Annotated in this window: 7 protein-coding genes; 4 read left to right on the top strand and 3 right to left on the bottom strand. The window is 45.9% G+C overall.

What is annotated here, in order from left to right; genetic code table 11:
* Window positions 1-194: 194 nt before the first annotated feature.
* From PG901_RS01305 to PG901_RS01295, 3 genes are all read right to left on the bottom strand, one after another.
* Complete coding sequence (locus PG901_RS01305; RefSeq protein ID WP_271133195.1) at window positions 195-7,580, bottom strand: YadA-like family protein; 7,386 nt, start codon at window positions 7,578-7,580, stop codon at window positions 195-197.
* A 312-nt stretch (window positions 7,581-7,892) separates the two neighbouring features.
* On the bottom strand, window positions 7,893-9,437 hold the full coding sequence (locus PG901_RS01300; protein ID WP_271133194.1) for a sensor histidine kinase: 1,545 nt from the start codon (window positions 9,435-9,437) through the stop codon (window positions 7,893-7,895).
* 14 nt (window positions 9,438-9,451) lie between these two features.
* On the bottom strand, window positions 9,452-10,153 hold the full coding sequence (locus PG901_RS01295) for a response regulator transcription factor (RefSeq protein ID WP_271133193.1): 702 nt from the start codon (window positions 10,151-10,153) through the stop codon (window positions 9,452-9,454).
* Between the two features lie 301 nt (window positions 10,154-10,454).
* Here PG901_RS01295 and PG901_RS01290 point away from each other — a divergent pair, with 301 nt between their 5' ends.
* The 4 genes from PG901_RS01290 to dnaE all read left to right on the top strand — a co-directional run bounded on the left by PG901_RS01290 (window position 10,455) and on the right by dnaE (window position 18,691).
* Window positions 10,455-10,988, top strand: a complete 534-nt coding sequence (locus tag PG901_RS01290) for a Spy/CpxP family protein refolding chaperone (protein ID WP_271133192.1) — start codon at window positions 10,455-10,457, stop codon at window positions 10,986-10,988.
* A gap of 267 nt (window positions 10,989-11,255) precedes the next feature.
* The gene (gene ggt / locus PG901_RS01285) at window positions 11,256-13,220 is read left to right on the top strand and encodes a gamma-glutamyltransferase (RefSeq protein ID WP_271133191.1); all 1,965 of its coding nucleotides are present in this window, start codon (window positions 11,256-11,258) and stop codon (window positions 13,218-13,220) included.
* A 182-nt stretch (window positions 13,221-13,402) separates the two neighbouring features.
* On the top strand, window positions 13,403-14,650 hold the full coding sequence (locus PG901_RS01280) for an NAD(P)/FAD-dependent oxidoreductase (protein WP_271133190.1): 1,248 nt from the start codon (window positions 13,403-13,405) through the stop codon (window positions 14,648-14,650).
* A gap of 321 nt (window positions 14,651-14,971) precedes the next feature.
* On the top strand, window positions 14,972-18,691 hold the full coding sequence (dnaE, locus tag PG901_RS01275) for a DNA polymerase III subunit alpha (protein WP_271133189.1): 3,720 nt from the start codon (window positions 14,972-14,974) through the stop codon (window positions 18,689-18,691).
* The last annotated feature ends 19 nt before the right edge of the window (window positions 18,692-18,710 follow it).

The raw sequence follows: 18,710 nt of genomic DNA, 5'->3' as shown, positions 1-18,710 counted from the left end.
CGTTAATTTTTATTGATTTAATTCAATATCCTATATTTTATTAGTGTCCTATACTTTATAGGATAACTTCCATCCATAAAAAAGCAAGGCATCAGATGCCTTGCTTTTTTTGTTTTACTTATTTCACTTTACCTAGTGATTCAATGACTATTTAGCTTGGCAGCTTAATTTAGCTAAACTATCGGGCTAACCAATTAGTCAAAGTGGAAGCCTGCGCCGATTGCAGCACCTACGTTCCCTTGGGTGTCCGCTGTACCATTCAGCTTCATCACCCAACGTCCATCATTAGACATTTTCGAGAAGCCAATCGCAACGGCACTTTCACCATTATAGGTTGCGATACCACCACCTATCATGGGTTTACCGCTGATGAACGCTTGTGGCAATGAAGACATGGCCATCGCGGCTGAGATACCTGCGTTGGCATCATCTTCGACTTCGCCAATTTTATAGCCAAGCTCATTAATGCTGTTACCCAAACCTCTGCTAACAGCGTCTAATTGCCCAAAGTTCACAGCGTCTCTAGGTGCCATGCCATCTGCAACATTTGTCACCTTAGTACCAGCGGCATTGATACCGGCAGCCGTCATACTAGGGGCCGTTTCGGCATTACCTGCATAGATGCCAGCGGCTGTCATACTTGGGCCGTTTTTAATAGTAACACCACTATTATTAACCGTCGTATTACCAGTCGTCACGCTCTCTACGTTGATATTACCGTTCAAGTCAAACTTGATGCTACTGCCTTCAGCGGTGGTCTTAATGTTATTACCACCTTTGAAGCTGAGTACACTACCATCACCGATTGGTTTATTGATGACGGCACCGCTGTCGGCTCCAAAGTTGAGACCAGCATCGATTTTATCCTTGTTGGCTTTGATGTTGGTGGTATTGGTAGTGATATTCGCAGTATTCGTTACGATATCAGCTGTGTTTTTGGTGATGTTGGTGGTATTGGTTGCGATGTTTGTCGTATTCGTCGCAATGTTTGTAGTGTTGGTTTGAATGTTTTCAGTCATGACAACCTCGCCACGCTTGATAGAAGCAATCGCACCATCAATACTACCTTCGCCAGTACCACCGATGTTGTTATTGGTAAAGGTGCCAGTTGCAGGATCATAAGTTGTGTTACCACCTATAATACTGCTAATACCCATACCTTGAGCATAGAGCTGACCACCATTGATAGCATCTTTACTATCTGCAGCAACGTCACCACTCACAACGTTTGTAATCTTAGTATCAGCAGCATCAATGCCAGCTTTAGTGATACTAGGTCCTCCTGCGATAGTTAAACCCTCGTTGTTTAGGGTGCTATCACCTGTTTGCACACTATCTACCACAAGGTTTTTGTTTAAATTAAAGCTGACATCATTATGGTCTGCTGTTTTGGACACTGTAATATTGCCGTCAGTGTTGTTTAGATCAACGCTATCACCAGCTAGCACTTTGCTAGCGTTAGTAGCTTGAGCGCTGACATTCCAGCCTTTACTTAATGCAAAGGTGGTAGCCTCTAACTGTCCAACAGTTGCAGCGTCAGTAGGATCAATACCTGCCGCGACGTTTGTGATTCTGTTGAAACCGTTGTTTAGACCACCAGCACCTAGAATAACGGTTCTACCTGGCTCGTTACCTACAAAGGTAAAGCCGGTGTTATTCATGATGCTATTACCCATTTGCATACGACCCTCGTCGCCTAAGTTCAACTGGTTATTCAGTTTAACTTGGACACCAGTTGCCGAAGCAGTGGTAGTGATATTATTATCACCCGTCACGTTGATGGTATCTCCTAAGGCAAACTGTTGATCATTGGCGCTATTGCCATCGCCAATTTTAATACCTTTGGCAACGTCTTCGTTAGTCTTAAACAACTGACTACCGTTAACTGCATCCTTACTAGTAGTGCTCAACAATCCATCAGCAACATTAGTGATTTTGTTGTTGCCATTGTTAAGCCCATTATTAGTAAGTACTACTTGACCCTTATCACCATTATATAAAGTAATACCTGCATTATTAACCTGAGTATTTCCAGTGGTAACGCTGCCTGTATTACCAAGATTAATATCTTTAGCCAATCTGACAGTTAAGGTATCAGCACCATTAGCAGTGACACTGATATTTTTCGTTGCTGGGTCAGCATTGATAGTATCGCCGCCTTTAACCGTGAGCTTTTGACCAAGCTTACGATTGACATCTGTTCCACTGTCACCACCAAAGTTTAAGCCTTTATCAATGGTAGCATTGGCCAAGTTCAGCTGTCCAACGTTAACAGCATCAGTATCCGCCTCACCCGCTTTAACATTCGTGATCTTATTACCGCCGTTGTTAAGTCCAGCACTATTAAGTACGACTGTCCGAGCTAGAGTTGGGGCCACTATGGTCATACCACCCTGACTAACTGTGGTATTACCCATTTTCACACTATTTAGTACCAGATCTTGAGCAGTCGCAATTTTGATACCACCGCTTTCAGGCGTCAACAGAATGTTATCACCTGTGATGAAGTTGGCAGTATTATTGGTCTTAGTGATGTTTTTAACAGCAGTGCCATCAATCTGAGTAACAACAGATTGTAAGGCGCTATCTGCACTACTCAAGCTTGTTTTAGTAGAGTCACTTAGGTCAACTTTGTAGTCAGTGACGTTGTTGGCATCTTTAATACCAGTGGTAACCGTTACCGCAGCTGAACCTGCTGATGCGGTCGTGCCATTGGCATTAACGGTATATACGTCTTGTCCATTAGAACCGGTGGTTTTATCAACACTAGTTACGTTGGTACCTTTAACAACCTCAGTTCTAGACCCGGCAGCTGCACTCTTAACATCACCGATATTGGCCGCATTGGTAAGCGTTGTACCACCACTAGCCACGTTAGTGATTTGCCGGCTACCAGCATCTACGCCACCACTTCTAGTAACACTTGGACCACCAATAATATTAAGACCATCCATAGTCAAAGCAGTACTAGGAATACCTAAGGGACCATTGACGAACACTCCTAAACCATTTACGTCAGTACTAGCTAATGAATTACCTGTACTAATACCTAAACGGTCAACCGTAGTTACAGGGCCGAGACCATATGGACTACTTGTACCCATTTTCACACTACCAGTCTTGCCTAGATCTATATTTTTCGCCAGTTTGACAGTTAAGGTACCAGGACTGGTCGCTTCCACACCGATGTTGTTGTCCGATAATGGGGTGGTTGCTCCCCCTTTCACGGTAAGCTTTTCACCAAGTTTGCGATTAACCGTTGTCGTTGTATTGTCACCGGTAAAGTTAAGACCTAGATCGACGACACTTGATACGCCACCTTTCAGTTGCGCCACGTTCACCGCATCACTGTCATTGGTACCAGCGGCTAAATTGACGATCTGACGATTGCCACCTTTAACACCGGTTCCTACTGAAACAGCACCGTAATCTACGCCACTTTGAGTGTTTTTGATGGCAGTAGCATCTGCTGCACTTGCGCCTGTTGGAACATAGGCAACTGCGCCACCAGCAACACTAGCCACCGATCCTGCACCTAGCGCTACTGAACCTTTTGCACTCGCTGACGATCCCATGCCAAAGGCGGAGGATGCAACACCTGATGAGGAAGATTGTACGCCAATGGCGGTAGACAATGCCCCTTGAGACAGTGCTTTTGCGCCCATGGCGATGGAGGCGGCGCCACCCGATTCAGTATTTACTTGATACGGCGGTGTTTCAACCAAATCACGACCAGTATAAGCTTTGAAGGTGGTGTTAACGCTACCACCGTTGATGGTACCACTAGCAGCTCCTGTGAGATTGGCTTGAGAGGCTGCATCTAGATCATCGCCACCAATGGCGATAGAGGATGCACCTGATGAGACAACGTTTGCACCAATGGCAATAGACTGCTCACCACTTGCGGTGGTTTTCTGACCACTTGCGCCACTACCAATTGAGATGGCTTGACTGCCTGAAGCGACTGAGTTTCGACCCATGGCCATGGCGTTTTGACCCGTTGCACCTAGATTGTCATCGTTGGTGCCACCTGTCGAGTTGACACTGTAGTACTTGGTCTTGTTAGCGGCGACGGTACTTTGAATATCACCGATGTTGGCCGCGTTGGTAAGCGTTGTGCCACCACTAGCCACGTTAGTGATTTGCCGGCTACCAGCATCTACACCACCACTCTTAGTGATGCTTGGACCGTTGAGGATGGTCAAACCATTACTAGTCAAAGCTGCACTAGAGGGGTTTAATGGATTTAAACCTGTTACTGTGACACCTGCACCACTGACCGTAGTGACGCCACCCGTTAGCAATCCACCTGTTACCATGCCAAGGCGATTAACATTAGTGCCACTTAATAAGTTACCTGTGGTAACACTACCGTTATTTCCTAAATCTAGATTGTTGTTGAGCTCAATTTCGACGTTGCCGTTAACGGTGTTAACTCGTGTATCGATATTACTATTAGAACCAACTACCTCAACCTGTTCTCCTAGTTGTTTCATTACAATTTGACCATCGGCAGCTTTTAAGCCAAAGCCTTTGTTAACCTGAGTGTTCGTGGCATGCAACTGGCTACCATTAATCGCATCCGTACTGGTTGCATCCACGACACCAGGTGCGACGTTTTGAATTTGTCGTTCAGCACCGACAGCGCCTACCGATACTGTCTTGGCACCACGGGTCAAACCCGCAACTGGTATATTGTTAATAGAAAAACTTCCAGTGTGCTGAGCTCCAGTAATGGAACTATTCCCTAGAGCCACATTACCTGACTGGCCTGCAATAGCACCGCGACCTAAGGCTGTAGCATCACTGACGGCATGGGAGGCCTGACCAATAGCAGTACCGCCAATAGACGCTGTAGAATTAGAGCCAAGCGCTATCGCGTAGTTGCCTGACGAGGCGCGGTCACCCAAGGATACGGCATGGTTGCCAGACTTCGATTTCAATCCAATTGATAACCCGTTTCTGGTACCAGCTGAAGCTGAAGCATCTCGACCAATTGCAATACTGTCCTCACCATTGATCTTCGCACTTTCGCCAAGAGCGATGGAATGATTATCACCAGCATTAATCGTAACATTATTACCAAGCACAAAAGCCTTGTTAGCTGCGATTGTATTATTATTACCAACTGCATAACTACCCGTACCACTGACAATGTTAGGGTCACCAAATGCGCCTGAGTTATCGCCAGTTACTTGGTTACCTGTACCGATGGCGATACTGTTTACACCATCTGCTTCTGTACCCTTACCCATAGCAATGGAATTCTCACCCGTAGCTTTAGCCGTTTGGCCAACAGCCGTGCTGTACATGCCTTGAGCACGAGAGTTTGTACCCATTGCAGTTGCACCGTACTGATCTGCTCGTGCACCAAAACCAACTGCGGTAGCTGAACCAGCAAACGCTTGTGCAGCTGAGCCTAAAGCAGTTGACTCAGAACCTGTGGCTGAAGCTTCGGCACCCATGGCAACTGCACGATTATTTGTAGCAGTCGCTTTAACACCAGCTGCTAGTGAGCTATTGCCCGTAGCACCATCGTTATTGTAGTTATCTTGTTGCACGCTGCCATCATTGACGCTGTAGTAATGTGTCTTGTTAGCCACAACCGTAGTGCTTAAATCCTTAACAGACTCATTGGTTGCATGCAACTGGCTACCATTAATCGCATCGGTACTGGCGGCACTCACCTCACCACTAGCGACATGCTTAATTTGACGCTCACGTCCCGATGAACCAACAGAGACCTGTGCCCCTTTATCATTCGTTGCACCAGTGTAGAAATAGTCCTTATTGCCAATAGTAAGCTTGTCTTGGTAAGTCGCATCAGTGAGTGTAGTTGACCCTGCACCTAGTGCTACTGAGCCCTTTTGGCTTGCTGAAGAACCCATACCAAAGGCAGAAGAGGCATCACCTGATGAGCTTGAACGGACGCCGACAGCGGTAGAGAGATTGCCTTTAGAATGCGCTTTGACACCAATGGCAACAGAGGCCGCACCACCAGATTCAGTGTGATCACTATAATCACCTACCGTAACAAGACCGCCTATGCTGCCTGTATAAGTATTGAATAGTGCATTAACCCCATTCACCTTTGAGGCGTCATCTAAATCATCACCACCGATAGCGATGGAAGAGTTGCCGCTTGATTCAACGTTTGCACCAATGGCGATAGATTGCTCTCCACTAGCTGTAGTATTCTGACCACTATCTCCGCTACCAATGGCAATTGCCTGTTCACCAGTCGCTGATGCATTGACACCCATGGCCATAGCATTTGGTTTGGTTGCGCCGTCGTTATTAACGTTACTGCCTGGACCCGTAGCTGTAGCAGCCGAAGTGTTTTTAACACTGTAGTACTTGGTCTGTGCTGCTGCAGAAGCAGTTTTCAACTGAGCAACGTTCACTGCATCAGTATCAATGGTGCCTGCTGCAACGTTGGTAATCTGACGGCGAATACTTTTACTAGCATCACCCACACTTACACTTGCAGCTGTACTGTTAGTAGCAGTTACATTAGCGTCAGTGCCGCCACCAATTACAAAACCTAATTCGCCAGCGCCGGTATTAGCAACCGAATTCGAACCTAATGCGATTGAGTGATCTTTTTCAGCGAAAGAATTTGAACCCAGTGCAACTGATTCTAATCCTGTAGCTAATGTTTTGGTGCCCATAGCAATACTGTTGCTACTAGCTTTCGTCAACTCACCAATTGCAATAGAATTTGCGACATTAGCAAGAGCTTTACCCGCATTCAGGCCAATTGCAATATTTTTGTCACTGTCTTTAGAATCAGTCCCGGCTTTGTCACCAAGAAAAACGTTCTGATTCCCAGTTATCTTGTTGCCTGCAAAGTTACCAATCGCGACGTTGCGGTTACCGACAGAACTAGAGCCGGTATAATTACCTTGGTAGATATTTAAATTACCTTCGGACTTCCAACCTGCGTAGGACCCTAAGCCCACATTATTTGAACCCGTAGACTCTAGAAGAGAATTGAACCCAAGCCCCGAGTTTTGAGCACCAGTTAATTTGTTACCCGAACCGGTACCAACTAAGGTATTTTTACCAAAAAGACCATCGTCGCCAGGTCCACCTTTAATATCTAGACCAGCGCCAGAACCAATAGCAACGTTTTGCTCACTTTGGACATTGACACCTGCACCTTTACCGATTGCTATATTTTCTTTAAATGCTGATGTAGCACCGACTCCCGCATCTGTACCCATCGATATGCTATCAGGACCATTTGCTTCTGCATTTATGCCAAGTGTGATTGCGTTGGTACCAGTTGCTCCTTCGCCATTATAGTTAGCGCCACTTGCAGCAGAGTTAACACCGACGTAAAAAGCACCTGTAGCAGGTGCCATAGCAATCGCTTGTAAGCTTAGACCAGCGGCTGCCAGCCCCATACATAATGTACTTAAGCGCAGCAACTTTGCGCCTCTTACTACTGAACTTGTTGGAGTCGCATTTGAGGTAACTGCCCCGTTTGACGACTTACCACGCGCTTTGGCGTACTCAGAAACTGCCATAAAGCAGTTTAAAGACGCATTCCATATCACTTTATAATTCCGATTCATGGTATGTACTCCCTTACAGACTTATTAGATTTGAGAAATCAAAGTTAAAATCCATTTTTAGAGAGTTGATATGACAAAATAAAACGGGTTATATACTCATAGGGTAAAAGCTATATTTGGGGATTGTTACTCGTGTCAACACTTAACAAACAGTACGTCTTGTTTTGTAAAATCATTATTACTCTCTGTATATTATTATTAACGAATATACAGAGAGTGACAATGCCGCTCATCGGGGATTTAATACCGCTTATCCTTTATATTCTTAAAAGTGAATATATTTTAAGTAAATACGTTGTTATTTAGGTTTTTTTATTTCGCAGGCAGCGTTATTTTTATTACTAACCCCATTTTGCCGTCTTGACTATTATAAGCCATGATTTGACCTTTATGGGCGATGACGACCGCATGAACGATTGCCAAGCCCAATCCATAGCCGCCCGTTTCCCTGTGGCGCGCACTATCAAGGCGTACAAAAGGCTGAAAAATACGTTCTACATCTTTGTCCGCTACCCCGCCACCCTCATCTGTGATGCTAATTTGAATAGCATCTCTTTTATTATCTAACGGTGTTTTTGTGACCTCAGCCGTGACAGTTGAGCCTGCAGGAGTGTGCATAAAAGCATTACGAATGATGTTTTCAAGGGCGCTATGCAACTGTTCTTGATTGCCAAGCACAGTCAAAGACGCATCAGATGATGACGATGATAAAGCATCGGGCGGCGTCCATTGCCAGTGCACGTTTTTATGCTGAAACTCAAAACAAACGTCTTTACCAATCTCAGTGATGATTTCAACCATATCTACGGCATCATTTTCCAAATTATCGATGGTATATTGCTGCATTTGCAGAGATTGAATATGAATGATTTGCTCAATCAGCTCATTCATGCGTGCCGATTCCTTATCGATACGGTCAAGGTAACGGCTGGCAGCGGGCGCAAAGTCACGCGTCAGCTCAGTAGCCACATCAAGGCGCGCCAGTGGCGAACGCAGCTCATGCGAGATATCACTTAACATCTGCTTGCGCGCAAGCTCACTCTCCGCCAATCGGGTTGATAATTGGGCCACATCTTTTGCCAATAGTCCTAGCTCATCAGAGCCTAATTCTGATAAATGGGGATTGACTTGGTAATCGCCATCAATCATACGGTGCACGGTATGTTGCACCTGACCGATGCGCCGAGTCAGCGTACGACTGAGCCAAAAGCAGACCAAAGTACTAAAGAGGATAATCAGCAGTAAACGCACGGTAACATTACCGCGTTGCAGCGCCAAGACATCAGCAAAACGCAAATGCGGGCGCAATTGTATGATAGCCGTTTGCCCGTCTGGCAAATTTACGGATAAATCTGCCAGTTCTGGGCGATTATTAGGGTCAAAAATCACTTCTCTATTCGGCATCGCTGGATGCAGGATTTCATTAATGAAAGAAGGCTTTTGATAGGCGCTGTCATTTTTATCATTATGCGCTCTACGATTGTCAGACATAGCATGCGATGGCAAGTCACGCTCTACTTCCTGCCCGTTTGTTTGACGCTCTTCTCTATAACGATAACGCGGAAAAATAATAGCGCCCTGCTCATCATAAATCCTGATTTGACTCATCAATCGACGGTCTTGCCGGTACAGCTGCCTGACTGCCAATAAATCACCCGCTTGTAGCGCCGCAACCACTTCTTGCCGCTTGAGTAAAAGACTGTCAATTTGTACATCCATTCGAGCGCTTAACTCTTTGCCATTGAGCCAGCGTTCTACCATGACAGAGATGATAGAGGTGATAAGCACTGTCAATAACAGGCTGAGAAATAGCCGCCAAAATAGCGTAATTCGCGGCTTAAATGTAGAAGTAGGCATCGATGAGCCCGTCATTACAGCACCAACTGATAGCCTTTACCACGAATCGCCTTGATAGACTCATCGTGAAAAGGTTGAAGTTTTTTACGGAGGCGCGACACATGCACATCAAGGCTGCGATCAAACGGCTGCAGTTCACGCTGTAAGACATTTTGTGATAACCATGCTTTGCTCACCACCTCGCCTTTTTGTTTGAGGAGCGCCAATAATAAATCAAACTCTGTACCAGTGACTTGTAGCTCAATGCCATCTATTTGACAGATACGCTGATTTTGGTCCAAATGCAGGCGACTCTCTGGCAAAGGGGTATGTTCTGAGGTGGCTGCACCCGATGCGGTAATACGGCTACGTTTAATCACCGCATTAATACGTGCCAGCAGCTCACGTGGGTTACAAGGCTTAGTAATATAATCATCCGCGCCAAGCTCTAGCCCAATAATACGATCAATCTCCTCACCTTTTGCCGTCAACATAATCACGGGAATATCGCTAATCGCTGGCAGCTGACGCAGGACACTGAGCCCATCTATCTTTGGCATCATAATATCGAGCACCAATAAATCATAAGGCGCACTATCATGCATGGCTGATTTTAAGCGTTCGATGACCGCCTCGCCATCATGAACACAGTCACTTTGGATGCCATGATTATGCAAATACTCTTGCAGCAGTTGGGTCAACTCTTCATCATCGTCACCCAATAAAATGTTTGGCATCGTTATCCTCCACTCCTTTCTACCTTCTCGCTGCTCAGTCAAATGATTCTAAGCATGCCATAGTATGGCTGATATTATCAGGCAAGCGCCCATCAATGCGCCACAAACGTTACCTTTCTTAATATTTCATAAATGTTCGCAACTTCTAGCTGTCGTATGATAGTCGCTATCAGCAACAAATACTGATGGCAATTAATGATTCATAGTGGCTATCCGGGACACTTGATAATCATTACTTCTCAGATAAAAAAACCTCTTTTCGTAATAATTAACGTTTGCACCATAATTTAAGGTAATGATAATGAAAAAATTATTGATAGGCTCAGTACTCGCGATATCTAGCGTCTTAACGGTTACGGGCTGTACCAGTGTCAATGCCACTACCGATACTACGCCAGCAACAACGACCAACATGCAAAAGCAGCATAAAGCTGGCATGAAAGACGGCATGCATAAAGGTGGCATGAGAGGCCCTATGTCGCAGTTGGATTTGACAGCGACGCAGCAGGCGCAAATCAAAGCTATTATGCAAGAAAAATATAGTGGCAACAAAAACGACCGTAGCAAATATCAAGCAGAACGCGCGCAAATGCAACAACAAATGCAAGCGTTGACCAATGCCAAAACCTTAGATGCCGCAGCAGTTAACCGCCTAGCCGATCAACAAGCGGCAAAGACCAAGCAGCGCTTTATTGAACGCGTACAAACTGAGCATGCTATCTCGCAAGTACTAACCCCTGAACAACGTCAAAAAATGGCACAATTAAAATCAGAAAGAAAAGCAAAAGGTCATCATGGTTCAAAAAACCGTCAGATGCATAACCAAGCGCAGTAAGATATAAGCCATGGAATTAAAAAAGCATTAGTTAGATAAAGTAAGAACATTTAAAAAAGCGCATCGGTTAGCCGGTGCGCTTTTTTTTGGCTCTTTTTTTATCTCTCAAACTTCCAAAGCTTAACTACCTTATAACGGGCTTCTTTATCTGAAAACAAAAATAGTAAAGCCCTTTCTACTACTGGCAATATTCGTTACTATTTAAGCTTATTGATTCACCTCTATTTTTAGCTGAATTTTTCTCACCCTCGTAAAAAGGACTTTGCGATGCCAACTTTGTTTTCTCATTCTCATAGCACCCAAACGCTCACCCATAAAAAACTAAAATCTGCTGCGCTGATTATCACTAGCACGCTATTGCTAACGGTCTCTGCTCACGCCGCAGAAACAAAACCTACGACCGCAAAAACCACTATTAACCCAACCTCGATTAACACCAGTGCGATTAATTTAGCGATTATGGCTGATAATCCGACTGTATTGTCCGAAACTCAGCGCGTTACAAAATCGAAATCCTCTGCCCTAGCGCCCAAGTCCGCCACAGGCACAGCCGTCGTTAGTGGCAAGACAGCCAAAACCGATCAAGCTATCTACTCAGCTGACGCCATTCATCACCCTGTTTGGGCAAAGAACGGCATGGTCGCCACCCAAGAAGCCCTCGCCTCTGATATCGGCTTAAAGATTTTAAAAGATGGCGGTAATGCCGTTGATGCTGCTGTCGCCGTTGGCTTTGCGTTAGCCGTGACGTTGCCGCGTGCGGGCAACATCGGCGGTGGCGGTTTTATGATGGTCTATGATGCCAAGCAAGGCAAAACGGTGGCGCTCGATTATCGCGAAAAAGCGCCCAGTAGCGCCGCGCGTGATATGTATCTTGATAGCGATGGCAATGCCGTTAGTGATTTATCCCGTTATCATGGCTTGGCGGTTGGCGTGCCGGGCACCGTAGCAGGCTTACTAAAAGCCTTAGAAGATCATGGCACCATGAGTCGCGGGCAAGTCATGGCACCAGCGATTGCACTGGCCGAAAACGGTATTGAAGTCACCGCTGGGTTGTCCGAATCGCTAGAAGCGTTAAGTGACCGTCTACAAAAGTGGCCAAGTACCAAAAAGATATTTTTTAAACCAGACGGCAGTGCCTATCAGCCGGGTGAGCTACTACGTCAACCAGAGCTGGCAAAGTCCCTTAAACTGATTGCGGCAAAAGGCAATGATGGTTTTTATAAAGGCGAAACCGCGCGTAAATTGGTCAAAGCCGTCAATGAAGCAGGCGGCAATATGAGCTTGCAAGACTTAGCCAATTATCAAGCCATCGCTCGCGTGCCGGTCAAAGGCGATTATCGTGGTTATGAGATTGTCTCCATGCCGCCGCCGTCCTCTGGTGGTATCCATATCGTGCAGATTTTAAATATCTTAGAAGGCTATCCGCTAAAAGACTACGGTCAAAACAGCGCGCAAACCATTCATTTGATGAGCGAGGCCATGCAATTGGCTTATGCCGATCGCGCAGAATATTTAGGAGATGCTGACTTTACTGATGTGCCTGCCAGCGGTTTAACCTCGCAGCCTTATGCCGATAAACTGCGCGGTTTAATCAATCCCAATAAAGCCACGCCAGCGGCAACCATCAAGGCTAACAACCCCTTACCGTACGAGAGCGACCAAACCACGCACTTCTCTATCGTCGATAAAGACGGCAATGCCGTAGCCAATACTTATACGCTGAATTTCTCTTATGGCACAGGACTTGTCGCTGAAGGTACGGGCATCCTACTCAATAACGAGATGGATGATTTTTCTGCGAAACCCGGCGTGCCCAATGGTTATGGCTTAATCGGCGGCGATGCCAATGCGGTCGAGGCCAATAAACGCCCGTTGTCTTCAATGAGCCCAACGCTGGTATTTAAAGACAGCAAACCTTATATCGTTACCGGCAGCCCGGGTGGTAGCCGCATTATCACTACCGTCACGCAAGTCATCTCAAACGTAATTGACCACGATATGAATATCGCTGAGGCTACGCACGCGCCGCGCATTCATGACCAGTGGCTACCCGATGAGATTCGTATCGAAAAAGCGCTAAATATAGATACGATTAAAAAGCTCGAGTCAATGGGACATAAGGTAAGCCCCCAATCAGCCATGGGCTCAACCCAGTCGATTATGATTACTCCAAATGGCGTATATGGTTCTTCTGACCCGCGTATCGTCGATGCGGCGGTGGTCGGTTATTGATTTAGCTTTGTAATACTAAATGCTATTTGGCAAAAAGGCTAAATGCGTTTGGCGAAACTGAATAAGTACCACCTTTATAAATTACTTGAACTGTTAGCTGACGGCACTATGCCAGCCATAGCCGCCGTTCGGCGATGTTTCAATAGCAGTCATCTCAGTCGAGAAATTCATCGAGAACCTTTATGAGCACCCCAAATTTCGACTTACATATTATTGGCGGCGGTATTATTGGACTGGTAACGGCTGTAACCTTGCAAGCACGAGGGTCAAAGGTCGCCCTACTAGAGGCAAATAAAGTTGGACAAGGCGCGTCATTTGGTAACGCAGGACATATCGCCCCAGAGCATGTGTTTCCGATTGCGGATGCCAGTATGCTGCGTCATATTCCAGCCATGTTATTGAATCCAACAGGTCCACTGCGCATAGATTGGCGCTATCTGCCACGCTTGACGCCTTGGGCCATTCAGCTGCTGATGAATATGCGCCCTGAGCCATTTGCCCGTATTCATCAAGCGCTATTAAGCTTAAATAATAATTGCCTACCAGCATGGTTAGACTTTGCCCATCAGTGGCAGTTAGATGATTGGATAAAAGTGAAAGGCGCGTTATTAACAATCGAGAAAACCAGTAGCTTAGACTCTCTAAAGACCCATGGTAAACGCCTTAATGATGTCGGCGTAGCTAATGAGTTATTGATAAAAGAGCGCCTTTTAGAATATGAACCCGCCTTACAAGATAACCAATTAGCGGCGTTATTTTTCCCAAACACAGGCCATATCACCAACTTAACAGCGGTCATCAACCAGCTTAGTAGCACCTTTAGACAATTAGGCGGTCACATTATCGAGCATTGCCGCGTCCTTGAAACGAAGACCAATATCGATGGTATTCATTTAACGACCAATCAAGGTGATATCGTAGCTTCTAAAGTGATGTTAGCAGCAGGCGCGCATTCTAAAACCTTGGCTAAACAGCTAACAGGCGTCACGGTTCCACTAGATACTGAGCGCGGTTATCACTTAATGTTACCTCATGAAAGTACACGCTTACAGATGCCCGTAACCAGTCTAGATCGGCGCTTTGTGATGACACCGATGCAAGAAGGGCTGCGCTTGGCGGGTACAGTGGAATATGCGGGACTTGACGCCCCTGCTAATATGCAGCGGGCGCACATACTCTTACAACACGCACAGCCCATGTTAAAAACGCCATTAAATTCGGCTGATAGTGTGCCATGGATGGGCTTTCGACCATCGACATCAGACTCCTTACCAGTTATCGATAATATTGAGCGGGTATTTTTAAACTTTGGTCATCAGCATTTAGGCTTGACGCAAGCGGTCGTTAGCGCACAAATAATCGCAGCATACTATTTTGATGAAGCGCACGCTATCGACCCAAAACCCTATCAACTTGCCCGCTTTATATAGACAGCTTATGAAAGGCTTATCGATTAAGAAAAACCTACCGACATATCTTTAAGCATAATAGTTTTGAGCACAATAGTTTATTGCTAAGCAGACCTATTCTCAATGTCGGTAACCTCGCTGTTAGGCGTTGAATCAGTGGCTGTTATGGGTAAAGAATGCTATTATTATCCGTTAAGATTAGAAGACCCAAACCAAGCGATTAATCGCTTGTCGCCGCATCAATACTGCTAAAGCTTTGTAAATGAGCTTGCAATGTGCCATGTCTTCTAACCTTCTCTCTTAGCACCACACCCTTTTTGATCGCATCCGTAAGAGTCCTCTATGGCATTTGTACACCTTGGCATCCACAGCGAATATTCAATCACCGATTCTATCGTGCGCATAAAGCCGCTTATCAAAGCAGCGGCGGCAGACGACCAACGTGCGCTGGCATTGACCGATTTATCCAACCTTTATGCCACGGTGAAGTTTTATCGTGCCTGCTTAGGTGCAGGTATTAAGCCAATCATCGGCAGTGAAATCATTATGGATAATGAAGACACGCGCTTGGTTTTGCTGGCGATGGACAATGAAGGTTATCAAAACATCACCCGCATTGTATCGCTTGGCTTTACCGAAGGGCGCGCCGATGTTGCCAATCATGGTGTGCCCGTCGTTGAGCGTCGCCATGTTTTAGAGCACGCGGCTGGTGTCATTGTTTTATTTACTGAAAAATCTGATGTCGGGCAAGCACTGGTCAGCTCCATGCCAGAAAAAGCTGACGAGCTGCTGACCGAATGGCAAGCGCAGTTCGATGATCGCTTATATTTTGCCATCAAGCGCACCAACCGCTCAGGTGAAGATGCTTTTATTAAAGCGGCTATTCACTCAGGTGCCAAGCATCGCATTCCTATTATTGCCCATAATGATGTACGCTTTTTAGAACAAGATGATTTTGATGCTCATGAGGCGCGCGTCTGTATCGCAGGCTCGTATGTACTTGCTGATCCCAATCGTCCACGACTGTATTCAGATGAGCAATATCTTAAAACCCAAGCGCAGATGGCACAACTATTTGCCGATATTCCACAGGTAATTGACAATACTTTGCGCTTAGCGACCCGCTGTAATGTGACTTTGACGCTCGGCATTAATGTCCTACCTGAATTCCCCGTACCTGAAGGCGAAACGATTGAATCGTTTTTCCGCGCTGAATCAATACGCGGTCTTAATCATCGACTGGACAAGCTATTTCCGATTGAAGCACGTACTGACAACTGGAGTGACTTTCGCCAAAAGTATGATGAGCGCTTAGAATACGAGCTCGAAGTTATCTTATCCATGGGCTTCCCCGGTTACTTCTTAATTGTGATGGACTTTATCCGCTGGGCAAAAGCCAATGGCGTACCCGTTGGACCCGGTCGTGGTTCTGGTGCTGGCTCGCTCGTCGCTTATGCGCTAAATATTACCGACCTCGACCCCATTCATTACGACTTACTCTTTGAGCGCTTCTTAAACCCTGAGCGTGTCTCCATGCCCGATTTCGATATTGACTTTTGTATTGAAGGTCGTGATCGCGTCATTGATTATGTGGCGCAAACTTATGGCCGTGAAGCGGTGTCGCAGATTATTACCTTTGGTACCATGGCGGCAAAAGCGGTGGTACGAGATGTGGCGCGAGTACAAAGTAAATCGTACTTCCTTGCCAGTAAATTGTCTAAATTGATTCCAAAAACACCTGGTATCACGCTCAGTCAGGCGCTTGAGCAAGAGCCGCAGCTTAAGGACTTAATCTCCAATCCCGATAATATGGATTATGAAGATGCCATTGAGATTTGGGAGATGGCGATTAAGCTTGAAGGTGTGTGTCGAAACGTCGGTAAACATGCCGGTGGCGTACTAATCGCTCCGCATAAAATCACCGATTTTAGCGCCATCTATTGTGATGACGATGGCCACCGTGTCAGCCAGTTTGATAAAGATGACGTTGAAGCCGTTGGGCTGGTGAAGTTTGACTTTTTGGGTCTGCGTAACTTAACGGTCATTAACGCTGCTGTTGAAAACATCAACCTACGCCGCGCCAAAGAAGGCAAAGACCCGCTTGTATTAGAAGATTTGCCGTTAGATGATAAAAAAGCCTATAAGCTCCTGCAAGACGCTAAGACCACTGCCGTCTTTCAGCTAGAAAGTATGGGTATGAAAAAGTATCTGGCCAAATTACAACCGACCAATATCGAAGACGTTATTGCCATGTGCGCGCTATATCGTCCGGGTCCGCTCGATGCAGGCATGGTAGAGATGTATATCGACCGTAAACATGGTCGCGAGGAAGTCATTTATGACCATCCTAACCTTGAGCCGATTTTAGAAAATACCAACGGCGTTATTGTCTATCAAGAACAGGTGATGCAAATCTCGCAGGTTATGGCAGGTTATAGCTTGGGCGGCGCGGATATGCTACGCCGCGCCATGGGTAAAAAGAAACCTGAAGAAATGGCCAAACAGCGCGATATTTTTGTCACAGGTGCTACGGCGCAAGGTATTGACGAAGCCACATCAGGCGGCGTGTTTGACTTGATGGAAAAGTTTGCCGGTTATGGTTTTAACCGCTCGCATTCTGCCGCATATGGAGTATTAGCTTATCAGACGGCTTATCTAAAACAGTACTACCCTGCCGAATTTATGGCAGCCGTCCTAACGTCCGATATGAACAACACCGATAACGTCGTTTTCTTTATCAATGACTGCCGTGAAAACTTTGAGTTAACCGTCGTTAATCCATCGGTAAATCGTAGTGAATGGCATTTCGTTGCTGATACGCCGACCAATATCATTTATGGCTTGGGTGCGATTAAAGGCGTTGGTGAAGGTGCCGTCGAGTCTATCGTCGATGCACGCCGCACGGATGGCCCGTTTAAAGACTTATACGACTTTTGCCGCCGCGTTGATATTAAAAAGGTCAATAAACGCACGCTTGAAGCCTTGGTCAGTGCTGGCTGCTTTGATGACTTTGCAGCAACCTTACGTCCTGACTTACCAGCCGATGAAGCATACGAGATTCGTGGTGCGCTGATGAGTCAGTTGCCAAGTGCCGTACAAGCGGCGGAGCAAGATCGTCAAAACCGTGAAATCGGTATGATGGACTTATTTGGTGAAATGGATGGTGTCGTTGCTGCACCGCCACTCGTTATGACGCCAGAGCTGATTTGGGGTGATAAGCACCGCCTAAAAGCGGAAAAAAATACGTTAGGTCTCTATTTAACCGGACATCCTATCGATGAATATCGTGAGGAGCTCAAACGTTATACCTCAGGCGCCCGTCTTGATAAGCTGACAGATACCGGCTATAACGGCAGCTGCTACTTTGCCGGTTTGATTATTGATATTGCCAATTTTGGTACGCGTAACGTCATTACCTTAGACGATGGCACGTCACGCTTAGAGGTCAGCTGTTATGCCGAGCGCTTTAACCGTGTAAAAGAGCAGTTAAAAATTGATGAAGTGGTCATCATTAAAGGCAGTATTCGTGAGCGTGACGGACGCCTGTTTGCTCGTCTTGATAATGCCATGAGCATGGTTGATGCGCGCTTGCGTTGGCTGAAAAAAATCAGCATCAAAGTCCATGGCAGTGATATTAATCTGCTGACACGTATGCAGCCGCTGCTCAAATCCGCCCAAGCAGACATCATACCAGCGCCGCGCTTATCTTATAACGATGAGCAGGACGAGCAAGGCAATAATGGTGGCGGTAACGGTGCTTATGACCCATCGATGGGTGGCAGCCTATATGATGAAGATGGCAATGATTTATTGGCGCTAGAAAATGATATGCATCAAGATGCGCTACATCAAAATAGCAATGGCTATGCCAATAATGCCCTTAGCAATACCGACGCCTCTATTAATGATAATTGCCTACCGCTTGGGTTGAGCATTTATGAAGAATACGGCATTGCCAATGTAGGACTATCTGAGCATTGGCGCGTCTACCCTAACGATGATAACTTACAGCAATTAAAGAGCATGGTTAGCGAAGACAATTTGCATTTTCATTATAGTTAACCTGATTGTTAGTTAACTT

The sequence above is a fragment of the Psychrobacter sp. ANT_H3 genome, assembly GCF_027919975.1.
Lineage (GTDB): Bacteria > Pseudomonadota > Gammaproteobacteria > Pseudomonadales > Moraxellaceae > Psychrobacter > Psychrobacter maritimus.
Note: the sequence above shows the minus strand (reverse complement) of the source record. Positions and strands in the feature narration are given on the sequence as shown.

Bases quoted from the DNA above. Each gene is read 5' to 3' on its own strand.
- PG901_RS01290 (WP_271133192.1), top strand. From the start codon at position 10,455: ATGAAAAAATTATTGATAGGCTCAGTACTCGCGATATCTAGCGTCTTA.
- PG901_RS01300 (WP_271133194.1), bottom strand. From the start codon at position 9,437: ATGCCTACTTCTACATTTAAGCCGCGAATTACGCTATTTTGGCGGCTA.
- PG901_RS01280 (WP_271133190.1), top strand. From the start codon at position 13,403: ATGAGCACCCCAAATTTCGACTTACATATTATTGGCGGCGGTATTATT.
- PG901_RS01295 (WP_271133193.1), bottom strand. From the start codon at position 10,153: ATGCCAAACATTTTATTGGGTGACGATGATGAAGAGTTGACCCAACTG.
- ggt (WP_271133191.1), top strand. From the start codon at position 11,256: ATGCCAACTTTGTTTTCTCATTCTCATAGCACCCAAACGCTCACCCAT.
- dnaE (WP_271133189.1), top strand. From the start codon at position 14,972: ATGGCATTTGTACACCTTGGCATCCACAGCGAATATTCAATCACCGAT.
- PG901_RS01305 (WP_271133195.1), bottom strand. From the start codon at position 7,580: ATGAATCGGAATTATAAAGTGATATGGAATGCGTCTTTAAACTGCTTT.